This is a genomic window from Micromonospora solifontis (assembly GCF_003725545.1).
Lineage (GTDB): Bacteria > Actinomycetota > Actinomycetes > Mycobacteriales > Micromonosporaceae > Micromonospora > Micromonospora solifontis.
Map to the genome: position 1 here is coordinate 17112 of NZ_RJLN01000045.1, position 14949 is coordinate 32060.

Below are 14949 nucleotides of genomic sequence, written 5' to 3' on the forward strand. Positions count from 1 at the left end.
CGTCCAGCCCGTCGGGCTGGACAACGGCGGGCATTGTCGGCAGGATTTCGCACCGACCCGGCACGCGTGCCGCACAAAGGAGATGTCCCCGGTGTCCTCCTCCACCGACCTCGGCCGCCCGGTCTCCGACCGGGGCGACACCGTCTGCGTCATCGGCGCCGGGGCCAGCGGCCTCACCGCGGTGAAGAACCTCCGCGAGCACGGCTTCGGCGTCGACTGCTACGAGCGCGAGACCGGCGTCGGCGGCGCCTGGAACTGGCGGCACGACCGCAGCCCGGTGTACGCCAGCACCCACCTGATCTCGTCCCGGCCGTTCACCCAGTTCCCCGACTTCCCGATGCCGGACGACTGGCCGGACTACCCGCACCACGCCCAACTGCTGTCCTACTTCGAGCGCTACGCCGACCACTTCGACCTGCGCCAGCACATCTGGTTCGGCACCGAGGTGGTCCGGGTGGAGCCGGTCGAGGGGGACCGCTGGGACGTCACCACCCGCAGCACCGGCGGGTACGGTCCGGAACGCACCTCCCGGTACGCGGCGGTGGTGCTGGCCAACGGGCACAACTGGTCGCCGAAGCTGCCCCGGTACGAGGGCCTGGAACAGTTCCGCGGCGAGGTCATGCACGCCTCGTCCTACAAGGACCCGGCCCAGCTGCGCGGCAAGCGGGTGCTGGTGGTCGGCGCCGGAAACACCGGCTGCGACATCGCGGTGGAGGCGGCCCAGCAGGCGTCGCACTGCTGGCACTCCACCCGCCGCGGCTACTGGTACGCCCCGAAGTACGTCTTCGGCCGCCCCGCCGACCAGGTCAACGACACGCTGCTCGCGCTGCGGGTGCCGCTGCGGGTACGGCAGTGGCTCTACCACTGGACGCTGCGGCTGACCGTCGGCGACCTGACCCGGTTCGGCCTGCCGAAGCCCGACCACCGGGTGTACGAGACGCACCCGATCGCCAACAGCCAGCTCGTCTACTACGTCGGCCACGGCGAGATCACCCCGGTGTCGGACGTGGCCCGGTTCCACGACCGCACGGTCGAGCTGACCGACGGGCGGCAGATCGACCCGGAGCTGGTCGTCTTCGCCACCGGCTACCTGCCGCGCTTCGAGTTCCTCGAGGGCCGGGTGCTCGGCGACGAGGAGGGCTCGGGCCGGCCGCGGCTCTGGCTCAACGCCTTCGCCGCCGGTCATCCCACCCTCGCCGTGGTGGGCCTGGTCCAGCCGGACTCCGGCATCTTCGCCATCTCGCACTGGCAGAGCGTGCTCTTCGCCCGGTTGCTCACCCTGCGCACCAGCCGGCCGGAACGGGCCGCCACCTTCGGCCGGAAGGTCGCCGCCGGGCTCGGCGAGCGGTACTCGGCGAAGGTCAAGGACAGCACCCGGCACTGGTTCGAGGTCGGGCACGCCGACTACCTGCGCGCGCTCCAGCGCGCCCTCTACGACCTGGAGGGCAAGTGACTGTCGAAGGAGCGGCCCGGTGACCGCGGAACGGGTTCGGGTCGTCCGGGCGTGGGAGTGGGCGCGTCCCGAGCGCCCGGCGCGCCGCGAGCTGCTGTCCGCGGTGCCCGAGCTGGAGCAGGCGAAGCCGCCGCTGCTGTTCGTGCCCGGCTTCGGCCACGGCGCGTGGGCGTTCGCCGAGCACTGGCTGGGGCACGCCGCCTCGCGCGGCTTCCCGGCGTACGCGGTGAGCCTGCGCGGGCACGGCGGCAGCGAGCCGGCGCCGGACGCGACGCTGCGCGCGTACACCCATGACGTGGTCCAGGCGGCGGCGGGCCTGCCGCGGCAGGCGGTGCTGGTGGGGCACGGGGCCGGCGCCCGGGTGGTCACGCACGCCCTGGCCCGTTACCCGGCCCGGGCGGCGGTGCTGGTGGCGCCGGTGCTGGGCGGTTGGGCGACGTTCGGCACGGCGCTGCGGCGCAACCCGGTCGGTACCCTGCCGGCGGTCTTCGGCGCCGGCCTACGGCTGAACCGCCGGCAGCTGTTCAGCCGGGACCTGGCCGACGCCGACGCCCGCCGGTACGTCTCCCAACTGGGCCGGGCCAGCCGGCGGGCGCAGTGGCAACTGCTCACCGGCCGGGAGCCGGAGCCGGCGGTGGGCCGCCCGCCGGTGCTGGTCCTGGGCAGCCCGGACGACCGGGTGGTGCCGGCGTCGGCGCTGACCCGGGCCGCCCGCCGGTACGCCTCGGCCCCGCTGCTCTTCCCCGGGATGGGGCACGACCTGATGCTCGACGCCCGCTGGCGGGAACCGATCGACGCGATCCTGGACTGGCTGGACAAGGACCCGGCGCGGCCGTTGGGCTGAGCAGCGCGGTCAGCCGGCGGTGACGCGCCGGCCGAGCAGGGAGCCGCTCTCCTCCAGCGCGCTCAGGTAGGACCCGGCCCAGGCGTGGATGTCGTTGTGCCGCAGGTGGTCCCGCATCGCCCGCATCCGGGCGGCGACGTCCTCCGGCGTGGCCCGCAACGCCCGCAGCAGCTCCTGCTTGAGCCCCTCCAGGTCGTGCGGGTTCACCAGGTACGCCTGGGGCAGCTCGGCGGCCGCGCCGGCGAACTCGCTGAGCAGCAGCGCCCCGGTGTCGTCCACCCGGGCGGCGACGTACTCCTTGGCCACGAGGTTCATCCCGTCCCGCAGCGGGGTCACCGCCATCACGTCGGCGATCCGGTAGAGGGCGGCCAGCTCGGCCCGGTCGAAGGGCTGGGTGAGGTAGTGGATGGCCGGCTCGCCGACCCGGCCGAACTCGCCGTTGATCCGGCCGACCTGGTGCTCCACCCGGTCGCGGAGGATCTGGTAGCGGGCGACCCGCTCCCGGCTGGGCACCGCCACCTGGATCAGCACCGTGTCCCGGACCTTGACGTCCCCGCTGGCCAGCAGCTCCCGGTAGGCCTTGAGCCGCTGCTCGATGCCCTTGGTGTAGTCCATCCGGTCGACGCTGAGGATGACGTGCTCGGGGCCGCCGAGGTCCTGGCGGAGCCGGTCGGCCCGGTCGACGACCTCGGGCCGGGCGGCCAGCGCGGACATCTCGGCGGTGTCGATGGAGACGGGGAAGGCGCCGATCCGGACCACCCGGTCGCCGACCGCGATCCGGCGGTCGGTGGCGGGCAGCTGGAGCACCTTCGCCGCCAGCTGGGCGAAGTTGTGCGCGGCCTGCGCCCGCTGGAAGCCGACCAGGTCGGCGCCGAGCATCCCGCGCAGCAGTTCGGCCCGGCGGGGAAGCTGCATGAACAGCTCCGGCGGCGGGAACGGCACGTGCAGGAAGAAGCCGATCCGCAGGTCGGGGCGCAGCTCGCGGAGCAGCCCGGGCACCAGTTGCAGGTGGTAGTCCTGCACCCAGACCAGGCCGCCCGGCTCGGCCACCTCGGCCGCCGCTTCGGCGAACCGCTGGTTGACCCGCTGGTACGCCTCCCACCAGCGGCGGTGGTACTCCGGATGCTCGACGGCGTCGTGGTAGAGCGGCCAGAGGGTCGCGTTGGCGAACCCCTCGTAGTGGTCGCGGAGTTCGTCGCCGGTCAGCGGCACGCTGTGCATCCGTACGCCGTCCACGTCCGGCAGGTGCGGGGCGGGACCGGTGCCGCCGGCCCAGCCGACCCAGGTGGCCGGGGTGTCGCGGAGCAGTGGATGCAGGGCGCTCACCAGACCACCGGGGCTGCGGCGCCACTCGCAGGCGCCGTCCGGCGCCACGCTGTCGTCGATGGGGAGGCGGTGGGCCACCACCACGAGGGGGCTCTGTCGCATCTCGGGCATTCCGATCAGCAGGGGGACCGGCGACCGGAACGGACGTACAAACCGGACAGCCGGTGCGGGATGTGACGGACAGGGGTATTACTACTGACCGTAAGTTACACCCCTGTTACACGACCGCGCCGTCGTCCGGATCCTGCTCGTCGGAGTCGCCGGGACGCAGCCGCCAGATCAGCATCACGAACCCGGCGAGGATGCCGGTGAAGCCGAGCAGCGTGACCACCGACGGGTCGGTCACCGGCAGCAGGGTGGGGGAGAGGAAGAGCAGGAACCCGACCACGATGCAGAGCACGCCGACCACGGCGTACTTGGAGAAGTGGGGCAGCGGCGGCGGGGGCGGCGGGGTGTAGTGCTCCTCGTCGTCCGGCAGGTCGGCGCCGAAGGTGTCCAGCCCGTCCAGCAGCGACGGCTCGTCGGGCCGGCCGCGGCCGACCGAGATCCCCGAGACGTCCGCCGCGTACGGCAGTCGCCGCACGTCGGTGGCGGTCGGGCCGGCGGGCTCGTCGGTGCGGGTGCCGGCGGTGCCGGTCGGGCCGGTCGGGTCGACGGGGTCGTCGACGTCCTCGGCGGCGGGCCACGGGTGGTTGCCGGCGGCCGGGGCGGTGTGGAAGCCGGCGATGATCCTGGCCCACTCGGCCTCGATGTCGGGCTCGTCGTCCCGGGGCGGCTCGGGGGCGCCCTCGTCGGCGAGCTGGGTCAGGTAGTCCCGGGCGGTGGTCAGGTGCGAGCGGTCGACGTAGAGCCGGTCGACCGGGCGGGCCGGCACGGTGGTGGTGCGGGTGACCGGATTCAGGTCGGCGGAGGGCTGGAGGTAGGCGGCGATGCCGCCCGCGGCCAGCACGTCGAGCAGGTGCTCACCGACGCGTGGATCGACGTCGCCCGCGACCGCGTACTCGGCCGCGTCGAGCCCGTTGTCCCGCCGCCCCCGACGGGGCCCACCCGCTGACACCGGACACCTCCTCGCCGCACCACGTCGGTGCCTCCCACCCGACGCCCCGCACGTCGTGCCCTGAATCGTGACACGTCGGCACCCGGTTCCGGGAGTGCGTTGTGGCGTGCCGCTCCCGGTTCGTAGGCTTCTCCCCGACAGTTCCCGCTCGCCGACGGCGCCCCGGACGCGCCGAGGTGGAGTTGTCGTAGGGTGTCACCGCCGCCCGCCTGGAAGGACCCCGGTGCTGTACTGGCTGCTGAAGTACATCATCCTCGGCCCGCTGCTGAGGTTGATCTTCCGCCCGCAGGTCGAAGGGCTGGAGAACGTCCCGGAGACCGGCCCGGTGATCCTGGCCAGCAACCACCTCTCCTTCTCGGATTCGATCTTCACCCCGCTCATCGTCAAGCGAAAAGTCACATTCATCGCGAAGGCGGAGTATTTCACCGGGAGGGGCGTCAAGGGGTGGCTGACGAAGATGTTCTTCGTCGGCTCCGGCACCATCCCGGTCGACCGGTCCGGTGGCCGCGCCGCCCGCGCCGCCCTGGACACCCAGCTCAGGGTGCTGCGGGCCGGCGGGATCGCCGGCATCTACCCGGAGGGCACCCGATCGCCCGACGGCCGGCTCTACCGTGGCAAGACCGGGGTGGCCCGGCTCGCCCTGGAGAGCGGCGCGCCGGTGGTGCCGATGGCGATGCTCAACTCCGACGCGATCCAGCCGACCGGCCAGATCATCCCCAACCTCGGCCGGGTGCGGATCCGCTTCGGCGCGCCCCTGGACTTCTCCCGGTACGCCGGGATGGCCGGTGACCGGTTCGTCGAGCGCGCCGTCACCGACGAGATCATGTACGAACTGATGGAGCTCTCCGGCCGCGAGTACGTCGACAGGTACGCGCAGAAGGCGAAGGTCCAGCCCCGGGAGCCGATCCCCGCCTAACCCCCCCACCCCCACCCCCACCCCCACCCCCGCTCCCGCCCAGCATCCGCGCTGATTCACGGAAACTGGCCCCATCCGACGCGGAATGGGGCCAGTTTCCGTGAAAGAGTCCCATCGGGGGCGGCGGGGTGAGGTCAGCAGGCGACGGCCGGGCCGGCGTCGGGGACCGGGTGGCGGGCCAGGGCGAGCAGGCCGGGAGCCTCGTTGCGCTGGGCGAAGGCGCGCACCTCGGCCAGCGGCGCGGCGGCGGCGACATCGTCCCCGGCGCGGTCCAGCTCGGCCACCGCCAGGGCGAGGGCCAGCATCCGGTCGGTCACGTCCGGGATGCGGCCGTAGATCTCCGCGCCGGCCAGGTGCAGCTCACCGGCGCGCCGGTGGTCACCGTCCGCCGCCGCGAGGGCCCCGGTCACCGTCCGCAGCGCCGCCTCCGACCAGGGCGTCCGGTGACCGAGCCGGTCCAGCATGGCGCGGACCCGCACGGCCGCGTCCCGGCCGACCAGGCTGGCCGCGTACGCCGCGGCGGCGATCCACTCGCCGCTGGCCAGGGCCGGCACGGCCGACCAGGAGCCGGCCAGCTCGTCGATCAGCTCCGCCGCCTCGTCCATCCGCCCCTGCAGGGCCCGGCACAGCGCGGCCATCCCCAGCATGGTCCAGTGCGGCCGGTGGAAGCCGCTGCGCCGGGCGTCGTCCAGCGCGGCGGCCACGTCGTCCCGGTGCCGGGCCGGCTCGGCACCACCCTCGCGCGGGGCGGGAGCCGGCCGGGGCGCCGGCGGCACCGGCTGCCCGCGCAGCACCAGCAGGCACGAGCGCAGGCCCCGCACCTGCATGTCCCAGCCGCCGGTCGGCGTGTCGACGAAGGCGTCGGCGGCGGCGATCAGCCGGCCGAAGTCCCCGTCGAAGTACGCCCGCATCGCCTCGCCGGAATAGCTGGTGGTCAGCGTCTGCCCGCTGGCCGTACGCTCCGGCCCGGCGGTCAGCAGCGCGTCCGAGCGCAGCCAGTCGCCCTCCTCGCGGACCGCGTACGCCAGGTTCTGCACCGCCCGGTGCAGGGCCAGCAGCTGCTGCGCCCGGCTGAACTCGACCAGCGCGTGCAGCTCGTCCAGCCCCGACCGGTCACCCGACTGGTAGCGGGCGGTCGCCGCGGTGATCCGGGCGTTCGTGCGGGTCTCGGAGAGCCCCAGCCGCTCACCGATCCGGGCCGCCGTCTCCGCCGCGGCGATCGCCGGGTCCCGCTCGTAGTTGAGCATGTGCAGCCGGCCCAGCTCGGCGTACGCGTCGGCCTTCTGGCTGCTGTCCGGCAGCGGCTCGAACAGCGCCACCGCCCGGTTCAGGCAGGCCACCGCGGCGGTCCGGTCGGCGCGCAGCCAGGCCGCCTGACCGAGCAGCGTCCACGCCCGGGCGGCGCAGGCGTCGTCGCCGTGCGCGAGCAGCCGGTCGGCGAGCGCGTGCAGCTGCCCCGGCCCGCCGCCGGAGAGGAACGCGTTGCCGTCCCGGTAGAACGAGATCTCCGTGCTCAGCAGCTCCAGTTGCAGCCGGCCGACCGGGTCGCTGTCGTCGGCGAGACCCAGCGCCCGGCCGGCGTGCGCGGCGGCCGCGTCCAGCCCGTGCAGGGCGTACGCCCGGCGGGCCGCCCGGTGCAGCGCGGCGCGGGCCGGGCCGGCGTAGCGGTGGGTGTCCATGCCGAGCGTGCGGGCGATCTCGTGGGCCGCCCAGCGGTGGTGGGCGAGCACCTCGGCCAGGTCGGTGTCCCGGCTCTGCGACAGGGCGTCCAGCCAGTCCGCGGTCCGCTCGTGCCGGGCCACCCGCTCGGTACGCGGCAGCCGCTGGTAGCAGACGTCCCGGACCAGGACGTGCCGGAACCGGAACTCCGGCTGCCCGGCCATGGTGGACGCCGCCTGCTCGTGCACGAAGTCGCGCTGCTCCAGCCGGCGCAGCGCCCGCTCCACCGACTCGACCTGCTGGCCGAGCGCGGCGGCCACCGCGCCCGGCCAGAACTGCACGCCCACCACCGAGGCGGCCAGCAGCACCGCCCGGTCCTTGGCGTCGAGCAGATCGACCCGGTTGGCGATGACCGCGTGCACGCTCTCCGGCATGGGCAGCTCGAGGTGCTTCTCCAGTGACCAGCCGCGCCCCGACTGACGCAGCGCGCCCTGCTCGATGAGCATCCGGACGTACTCGTGGGCGTAGAGCGGGTTGCCGCCGGCCACCTCGACCAGCGGGGTGAGCATCTCGGCGGGGAACGCGGCCTGGCCGAACATGTGCGCGTAGAGCGAGGCGATGCCGGTGTCCCGCAGCGGCGGCAGGGTGATGGTCACCGAGCCGGTGATCGTCCCCGCCCAGCTGGGATCCCGGTCGACCAGCTCCGGCCGGGCGGTGCAGAGCAGCAGCAGCGGCACGTCCCGGGCGGCGGCGCCGAGCAGCTCGACGAAGCGCAGCATGGCGTCGTCGGCCCAGTGCAGGTCCTCGAAGACCAGCACGGTGGGGCGCCGGGCCGCGAGGGCCAGCAGGAACCGCCGCCACGCCGACTCGGCCTCCTCCGCCGGCAGGGCGGTGCCGGCCAACCCGACCAGCGGGCGCAGCGCGTCCACGATCCGGTCCCGCTCGGTCGGCCCGACCAGCTCGGCGATCGCGGCGGTGAGCCGCTGCGCCGCCGTGGACGCCGGATCGGTGTCGAGGATGCCGGCCTCGGTCTTCACGATGTCGGCCAGCGCGGCGAAGGTGACGTTCTCGCCGAACGGCGGGCACCGCCCGGTCCGCCAGGTCAACGGCTCGTCGACCAGCCGGCCGGCGTGCCGGTACAGCTCGCGGACCAGCCGGCTCTTGCCGATGCCGGCCCGGCCGAACACCGTCACCACCTGCGGGAGCCGGTCCCGCAGCGACCGGTGCAGGGCGTTGACCAGCAGCCCCAGCTCGTGCTCGCGGTCGATCAGCGGAGTGGTGTCGGGTTCCCGGTCGGTGGGCTGCCGGCGGACCGGGGAGAGGGCGAGCCACACCTCGGTGGGGGTGGAGCGGCCGCGCAGGGTGACCGGCGGCTGTTCCTCGTACCGGATGGCGTCCTTGGTCAGCGCGTGGGTGGCGCCGCAGACCAGCACCCCGCCGGGCGGCGCCACCGACTGCATCCGGGACGCCGTGTTGACCACGTCGCCGGCCACGATCGCCTGGCCGCCGTCGCGTGCGGCGGCCACGTCCACCAGCGCCTCGCCGGTCGCCACCCCGACCCGGAAGCGCAGCTCGTCGCGGCCGGTGGGGGCGAACCGGGTGAGCACGCGTTGCAGCTCCAGCCCCGCCCGGACGCAGCGCAGCGCGTCGGTCTCGGTGGCCACCGGGGCGCCGAAGAGCGCCATCACGGCGTCACCGATGTACTTCTCGACCACCCCGCCGTACTGCCCGACCACCCGCTTGGCCGCGGAGAAGAAGCCGGTCTGCATGCCCCGGACCTGCTCCGGGTCGGCCCGCTCGACGTACGGGGTGAAGTCGATCAGGTCGACGAAGAGCACGCTGACCCGGCGGCGGTCCTCCTGCGGCGCCGCGACCGGTTGCTTCGCCCCGGCGCGGGGCGATCCGCACGAGGTGCAGAAGGTCACGTCGGCGGCGAGCGGGCGCAGGCAGTGCGGGCAGACGGCGCCCAGCTCCGCGCCGCAGCCACCGCAGAAGCGGTCGCCGTCGGCGGCGGTACGTCCACAACGGTCACACTGCGCGGAGATGACACCCTCCACTGGTGGATTTTCCGGCCGGACCCGGCCGGGCGCCGCCCCCCGCGGCGTCCACCCCGAGTATCACCGTCGCCCGACCTGTCAGGTACCGGGCTGTTGGCTTGTGGACACTCGTCCGGGCAGCCAGCGCCGGGCCACGCGGACTACATTCATGCTGCCGGACGACGACGACCGCGATCACAAGGGGGACGACATGGTGTACGTGAAGCTGGAGAGCGACTGGACCGACGCCGACGGCGTCGCGCACTCGGCGGGGGAGTCCGTCGACGTGGACGCCGCCACGCTCGCCACGCTCCAGGCCGAGGGCATCGTCAGCGAGGGGTCCAGCGGCGGCAAGGACACCACCGAGTGGGCCGGGCCGGGCAGCACCACCGCGTGGGCGGGGCCGGGCAGCGCCACCGTCTGAACGGAGCCGACGTGCGAAGGGCCGGGGCGGCAACCCCGGCCCTTCGCGTGTCGGTCAGCGGTCGTTCATGCCGGCGCGGCGGCGCAGCGCGGCCACGTCGGTCACCACGATGCGGCGACCCTCGGTGCGCAGCCACCCCCGGCTGGCGAACGAGCCGATGGCCTGGTTGACGCTCTGCCGGGAGCCGCCGGCCATCTCGGCCAGCTGGCTCTGGTTGAGCTCGATCGTGATCATCGGGGCCTGGCTCTCGCCAGCCAGCCGGACCAGCGTCTTGGCGACCCGGCCGGGCAGGTCGAGGAAGACGTGGTCGGCGTTCTGCTCGGTGAGCCGGCGGATCAGCCCACCGAGCGAGCGCATCACCGCGTCGAGGATGCGCGGGTTGGAGTGCACCAGTTCCATGAAGGCCGGGCGGGACAGCGCCAGGGCGGCGCAGTCCTCGATCGCCTCGGCCGACGCCGACCGGGTGGAGGCGTCCAGCAGGGAGACCTCGCCGAGCACGTCCGGCGGTCGGATCACCGACAGCACGGCCCGCTCGCCGGTCGGCGCGGTGCGGAACACCGCCACCGCCCCCCGGCGCAGCACGATCAGCGACTCGCCGGGGTCGTTCTCCACGAAGAGCAACTGACCCTTGCGGTACGTACGCGGCACGGCCGCGGCGATGACCCGCTGCCGCACCTCCGGCTCCAGCCCGGCGAACATCTCCACGCCCGTGAGCGCGTCACCCGGCTCCGGCAGGCGAACCTCCACGGCCCAACCCCTCCCCGGTCAAGGACCACAACTCGCACACCGGGTGAACCTGTCATCCCCGGCACGAGGCATCAGAACCGGTTCGGCGTCCGGTAGCGGTACACATCAGATCATGACGCTCCGGTCGCGTGCTGTACACCCCCGGAGACACTTCCGTGACCGTCCCGAGCTGCGGCGCGGGGGGCGGTGACCTCGACGGACGCCCCGCCCGCCGGCGCCGGACGGCGGTGGGCGAGGATGGCGGGGATGGTCTACCGCTACTTCTACGACTGCGAGTTCATCGAGGACGGCCGTACCGTCGATCTGGTGTCGATCGGCGTCGTCGACGAGTACGGCCGTGAGTTCTACGCGGTCTCCACCGAGTTCGACGACTCCCGGGCCGTGCCCTGGGTGCGCCGCAACGTCCTGGACAAGCTCCCCTCGCCGGCCGACCGGGCCTGGCGGTCCCGGGAGCGGATCCGGGACGACCTCTACGAGTTCCTGATGGCGCCGGTCCGCGACCGGCCGGGGGAGCAGCTGGAGCTCTGGGCCTGGTACGCGGCGTACGACCACGTGGTGCTGGCTCAGCTGTGGGGCGCGATGCCGGCGCTGCCCCGGGAGATCCCCCGGTTCACCAAGGAACTGCGCCAACTCTGGGACGACCGGGGGCGGCCACGGCTGCCGGACGCCGAGGCGGACCGGCACGACGCCCTGGTGGACGCCCGGCACAACCTGGCCCGGTGGCGGGCGCTGACCGAACGGTGACCGTCGCGCAGGTTTGACCGGTTCTGTCCGGGGCACGGGGTCGGCATCCGAGCCGAGCGAGGAGTGCCCCCATGAGCAACGAGCCGACCAGCACCGCCGACGCCCGCCGCCGGGTCACCGAGCTGATCCGGGCCGCCCGGATCGGCCTGCTGACCACCACCGCCGTGGACGGGCGGCTGGTCAGCCGGCCGATGGCGCTGCAGGAGGCGGAGTTCGACGGCGACCTCTGGTTCTTCGCGTACGCGGACTCCGCCAAGGTCCGCCAGATCCGGGTGAATCCGGAGGTCAACGTCGGCTTCTCGGACCAGCGCCACCAGGCCTGGGTGTCGGTGGCCGGCACCGCCCAGGAGGATTGGGACGCCGCCCGCGCCGAGCGGCTGTGGCACCCGCTGCTCAAGGCCTGGTTCCCGGACGGGCCGGACACCCCGGGGCTGACGTTGATCAAGGTGCACGCCGGGTCCGCGGAGTACTGGGACTCTCCCGGCGGCGCCGTGGTCAACCTGCTCGGGCTCGCCCGGGCGGCGGTGACCGGGCGGCCACCCCGGGCGGGAGAGAACCGCGAGGTCAGCTACTGACCGGTAGCCGGAAACCGGTCGGGCCGCGGTGTCGGCGTACACCTGGGCCGACTACAGTGCGCACTGACGGCCCGCCCCGGGCCGGCAACGGCGCCGATGGTCTGATCTGACACATATCCTGGGGCTTATCCGGGCTTTACCTGATGCTCCAGGAGGATGAGCAGATCATGCGTATCGGCGTGCTCACCGGCGGTGGCGACTGCCCAGGTCTCAACGCGGTGATTCGGGCGGTGGTCCGCAAGGGCGTCGCCACCTATGGTCACGAGTTCGTGGGCTTCCGGGACGGCTGGAAGGGCCCGCTGGAGGGCCTGACCAAGCCGCTGGGCATCGCGGAGGTCCGCGGCATCCTGCCGCGCGGCGGCACCATCCTCGGCTCGTCCCGGACCAACCCGTTCAAGATCGAGAATGGCGTCGAGCGGATCAAGGAGAACCTGGCCGCCCAGGGCGTCGACGCGCTGATCGCCATCGGCGGCGAGGACACCCTCGGCGTCGCCACCAAGCTGCACGAGCTGGGCGTCCACGTCATCGGCGTGCCGAAGACCATCGACAACGACCTCGGCGCCACCGACTACACGTTCGGCTTCGACACCGCCGTCAACATCGCCATGGAGGCGATCGACCGGCTGCACACCACCGCGGAGAGCCACCACCGCACCCTGGTCGTGGAGGTGATGGGCCGGCACGCCGGCTGGATCGCCCTGCACGCCGGCCTGGCCGGTGGCGCCAACGTGATCCTGCTGCCGGAGCGGCAGTTCGACGTCGAGCAGGTCGCCGGGTACGTCGAGAAGCGCTTCCAGCACCAGTACGCCCCGATCGTCGTGGTCGCCGAGGGCGCCCAGCCGCTCGACGGCCAGATGGTCCTGCACAACCAGGAGCTCGACGCCTTCGGCCACGTCCGCCTCGGCGGCATCGGCCAGTGGCTCGCCGAGCAGCTGGAGGCCAAGACCGGCAAGGAGGCCCGCACCGTGGTGCTCGGCCACATCCAGCGTGGCGGCACCCCGACCGCGTTCGACCGGGTCCTCGCCACCCGCCTCGGCCTGCAGGCGATCGACGCGGCGCACGAGGGCGACTGGGGCAAGATGGTCGCGATGCAGAGCACGGACATCGTCCGGGTCCCCCTCGCCGAGGCCACCCGGGAGCTGAAGACCGTGCCGCTGGAGCGGTACGCCGAGGCCGAGGTCTTCTTCGGCAGCTGATCGACGGCCGGTGGCGCGGCGGCCCCGACGGGTCCGCCGCGCCCCGCCGCGAGGCGAGAGGGGTACGGCGTCATGGCACCCGAGGTGCACACCGTCGCGGTGATCGGCGCGGGCAAGATCGGCGAGCTGATGCTCTCCGGGCTGCTCCGCTCCGGCTGGCCGGTGGAGCGGCTGCTCGCCACCGCCCGGCGGCCCGCCCGCGCGCAGGAGCTGACCGCCCGGTACGGCGTACGGGTGGTGGACAACCTCACCGCGGTGGACGAGGCGGAGGTGCTCGCCATCTCGGTAAAGCCGCAGGACGCGGGCGCGCTGCTGGACGAGATCGGCCCCAAGGTGCCGGCCGACAAGCTGGTCATCTCGCTCTGCGCCGGCCTGCCCACCAGCTTCTTCAACCGCCGGCTGCCCGAGGGCACCCCGGTGGTGCGGGTGATGACCAACACCCCGGCGCTGGTCGACGAGGCGATGAGCGCCATCTCCGCCGGCGCCCACGCCACCGGCGCGCACCTGGCCCTCGCCGAGGAGATGTTCAAGCCGCTCGGCGCCACCCTCCGGGTGCCCGAGTCGCAGCAGGACGCGGTCACCGCCCTCTCCGGCTCCGGTCCCGCCTACTTCTACCTGCTGGTCGAAGCCATGATCGACGCCGGCATCCTGCTCGGGCTGCCGCGCCAGGTGGCGCACGAGCTGATCGTGCAGACCGCCATCGGCTCGGCGGTGATGCTGCGCGACTCCGGCGAGCACCCGGTCAAGCTCCGCGAGGCGGTCACCTCGCCCGCCGGCACCACCATCTCGGCCATCCGGGAGCTGGAGAACCACGGCGTACGCGCGGCCATGCTGGCGGCCCTGGAGGCGGCCCGGGACCGGGCCCGCGAACTCGCCGCCCAGGCCGACTGAGCCGCGCCGGGACGCTGCTCACCAGGTCGGCGACATCGGGCTGTCCGCAGCGGGCTGACATCGCCGTGTCGCCGGGGCGGAGTTGATCAGCCAGCCCGGGGAGGCGGCGCCGGACACGGTCGTGCCCCATACTGGCGCGGTGTTCACTCTCGCCCAGGCGCGGCACCTGGTGGCCACCCTGCGACCCCGCGTCGACGAGCTGATCCGGCTCCGGGCCGACCTGGCCGAGCTGCGCGCCGACCTGGCCGACCACGGGGTCAGTGTGCTGGGCGGGCGGGCCGAGCTGAAGTCCCTGGAGGCGCGGCTGCACGCGGTGCTGGAGGAGCTGCACCAGCACGACATCCAGGTCAAGGGGATCGCCCCGGTGCTGCTGGACTTTCCGGGGGAGCGGGACGGCCGGGCGGTGCTCTGGTGCTGGCTGGAGGGGGACGACGGCGTGTGCTGGTACCACCGCGCCGAGTGCGGCTTCGCCGGCCGCCGTCCGGTCTGAACCCCACCGCCCCGGGGCCGGCCGGGACCGGCCGGCGGCTATCGTGCGGTCCGTGGTGGACGCACGCCGGGCGACGCCCGAGGACGCGGTCGAGCTGGTCCGGCTGCGCGGGCTGATGCTCGCCGCGATGGCCGGTGTGGAGCCGGCGCCGGGCCCCGTGGCAGGACGTGGCCCGGGACAGCCTGCGGGACTGGCTGGCCGAGCCGGAGCCGTGGCTGGCGGCCTTCGTGGTGGACGCCCCGGGGGGCGGGCTCGCGGCCTGCGCGGTGGGCACGATCGAGCGCCGGCTCGGCGGCCCGACCAACCCGAGCGGGCTGACCGGCTACGTCTTCAACGTCAGCACCGATCCGGCGCACCGCCGGCGCGGCCACTCCCGGGCCTGCATGACGGCGCTGCTGGCCTGGTTACGGGAGCGGGACGTGCGCAAGATTGACCTGCGGGCGTCCGAGGCGGGGCGGCCGCTCTACCGCTCGCTCGGCTTCCGGGAGACCGCCGAACCGACGATGCGGCTCACCTTCCCGGCCGAACCGCCGCCGCAGCCCGCTTGATCCACCCGCCATGCCGCGAACGGGGGCATCCCCCGCTCGTCAC

General features: G+C 73.8%; 14 protein-coding genes. 10 read left to right on the forward strand and 4 right to left on the reverse strand.

Going from position 1 to position 14949, the window contains the following annotated elements; all coding sequences use genetic code 11:
* Positions 1-82 precede the first annotated feature (82 nt).
* The gene (locus EFE23_RS16700; RefSeq protein ID WP_123241860.1) at positions 83-1453 is read left to right on the forward strand and encodes a flavin-containing monooxygenase; all 1371 of its coding nucleotides are present in this window, start codon (positions 83-85) and stop codon (positions 1451-1453) included.
* A 19-nt stretch (positions 1454-1472) separates the two neighbouring features.
* On the forward strand, positions 1473-2297 hold the full coding sequence (locus EFE23_RS16705) for an alpha/beta hydrolase (protein WP_123241861.1): 825 nt from the start codon (positions 1473-1475) through the stop codon (positions 2295-2297).
* A gap of 9 nt (positions 2298-2306) precedes the next feature.
* Here the strand turns inward: EFE23_RS16705 and EFE23_RS16710 are convergent, their stop codons facing one another.
* Both EFE23_RS16710 and EFE23_RS16715 read right to left on the reverse strand, forming a co-directional pair.
* A complete protein-coding gene (locus EFE23_RS16710; protein ID WP_123241879.1) occupies positions 2307-3725 on the reverse strand; it encodes an alpha,alpha-trehalose-phosphate synthase (UDP-forming) in 1419 nt (472 codons plus the stop codon).
* Between the two features lie 115 nt (positions 3726-3840).
* A complete protein-coding gene (locus EFE23_RS16715; protein WP_123241862.1) occupies positions 3841-4680 on the reverse strand; it encodes a DUF308 domain-containing protein in 840 nt (279 codons plus the stop codon).
* A 223-nt stretch (positions 4681-4903) separates the two neighbouring features.
* Between EFE23_RS16715 and EFE23_RS16720 the strand changes: the two genes are divergently transcribed.
* A complete protein-coding gene (locus EFE23_RS16720) occupies positions 4904-5596 on the forward strand; it encodes a lysophospholipid acyltransferase family protein (protein ID WP_123241863.1) in 693 nt (230 codons plus the stop codon).
* 134 nt (positions 5597-5730) lie between these two features.
* On the opposite strand, the gene EFE23_RS16725 is transcribed toward EFE23_RS16720, so the two are convergent.
* A complete protein-coding gene (locus EFE23_RS16725) occupies positions 5731-9312 on the reverse strand; it encodes an ATP-binding protein (RefSeq protein ID WP_123241864.1) in 3582 nt (1193 codons plus the stop codon).
* Positions 9313-9460: 148 nt separating this feature from the next.
* Here EFE23_RS16725 and EFE23_RS16730 point away from each other — a divergent pair, with 148 nt between their 5' ends.
* On the forward strand, positions 9461-9715 hold the full coding sequence (locus tag EFE23_RS16730; protein ID WP_233601025.1) for a hypothetical protein: 255 nt from the start codon (positions 9461-9463) through the stop codon (positions 9713-9715).
* Positions 9716-9769: 54 nt separating this feature from the next.
* Here EFE23_RS16730 and EFE23_RS16735 read toward each other — a convergent pair whose 3' ends face one another.
* Entirely contained in the window at positions 9770-10462 is a 693-nt protein-coding gene (locus tag EFE23_RS16735) for a Crp/Fnr family transcriptional regulator (RefSeq protein WP_073838866.1), read from the reverse strand.
* 246 nt (positions 10463-10708) lie between these two features.
* Between EFE23_RS16735 and EFE23_RS16740 the strand changes: the two genes are divergently transcribed.
* The 6 genes from EFE23_RS16740 (at position 10709) to EFE23_RS16765 (ending at position 14906) form a co-directional block, all read left to right on the forward strand.
* On the forward strand, positions 10709-11206 hold the full coding sequence (locus EFE23_RS16740) for a polyadenylate-specific 3'-exoribonuclease AS (protein ID WP_123241865.1): 498 nt from the start codon (positions 10709-10711) through the stop codon (positions 11204-11206).
* Between the two features lie 71 nt (positions 11207-11277).
* Positions 11278-11781: a pyridoxamine 5'-phosphate oxidase family protein gene (locus EFE23_RS16745; protein WP_123241866.1), complete on the forward strand. Its 504-nt coding sequence runs from the start codon at positions 11278-11280 to the stop codon at positions 11779-11781.
* A gap of 167 nt (positions 11782-11948) precedes the next feature.
* Positions 11949-12977, forward strand: coding sequence for a 6-phosphofructokinase (locus EFE23_RS16750; RefSeq protein ID WP_123241881.1), 1029 nt, complete (start codon positions 11949-11951; stop codon positions 12975-12977).
* A 72-nt stretch (positions 12978-13049) separates the two neighbouring features.
* On the forward strand, positions 13050-13868 hold the full coding sequence (gene proC, locus EFE23_RS16755) for a pyrroline-5-carboxylate reductase (RefSeq protein ID WP_123241867.1): 819 nt from the start codon (positions 13050-13052) through the stop codon (positions 13866-13868).
* Between the two features lie 139 nt (positions 13869-14007).
* The gene (locus tag EFE23_RS16760) at positions 14008-14358 is read left to right on the forward strand and encodes a DUF2203 domain-containing protein (protein ID WP_123241868.1); all 351 of its coding nucleotides are present in this window, start codon (positions 14008-14010) and stop codon (positions 14356-14358) included.
* A 134-nt stretch (positions 14359-14492) separates the two neighbouring features.
* The gene (locus tag EFE23_RS16765; protein ID WP_233601026.1) at positions 14493-14906 is read left to right on the forward strand and encodes a GNAT family N-acetyltransferase; all 414 of its coding nucleotides are present in this window, start codon (positions 14493-14495) and stop codon (positions 14904-14906) included.
* Positions 14907-14949 lie beyond the last annotated feature (43 nt).

Bases quoted from the DNA above. Each gene is read 5' to 3' on its own strand.
- proC (WP_123241867.1), top strand. From the start codon at position 13,050: ATGGCACCCGAGGTGCACACCGTCGCGGTGATCGGCGCGGGCAAGATC.
- EFE23_RS16745 (WP_123241866.1), top strand. From the start codon at position 11,278: ATGAGCAACGAGCCGACCAGCACCGCCGACGCCCGCCGCCGGGTCACC.
- EFE23_RS16730 (WP_233601025.1), top strand. From the start codon at position 9,461: ATGCTGCCGGACGACGACGACCGCGATCACAAGGGGGACGACATGGTG.
- EFE23_RS16710 (WP_123241879.1), bottom strand. From the start codon at position 3,725: ATGCGACAGAGCCCCCTCGTGGTGGTGGCCCACCGCCTCCCCATCGAC.
- EFE23_RS16740 (WP_123241865.1), top strand. From the start codon at position 10,709: ATGGTCTACCGCTACTTCTACGACTGCGAGTTCATCGAGGACGGCCGT.
- EFE23_RS16700 (WP_123241860.1), top strand. From the start codon at position 83: ATGTCCCCGGTGTCCTCCTCCACCGACCTCGGCCGCCCGGTCTCCGAC.
- EFE23_RS16750 (WP_123241881.1), top strand. From the start codon at position 11,949: ATGCGTATCGGCGTGCTCACCGGCGGTGGCGACTGCCCAGGTCTCAAC.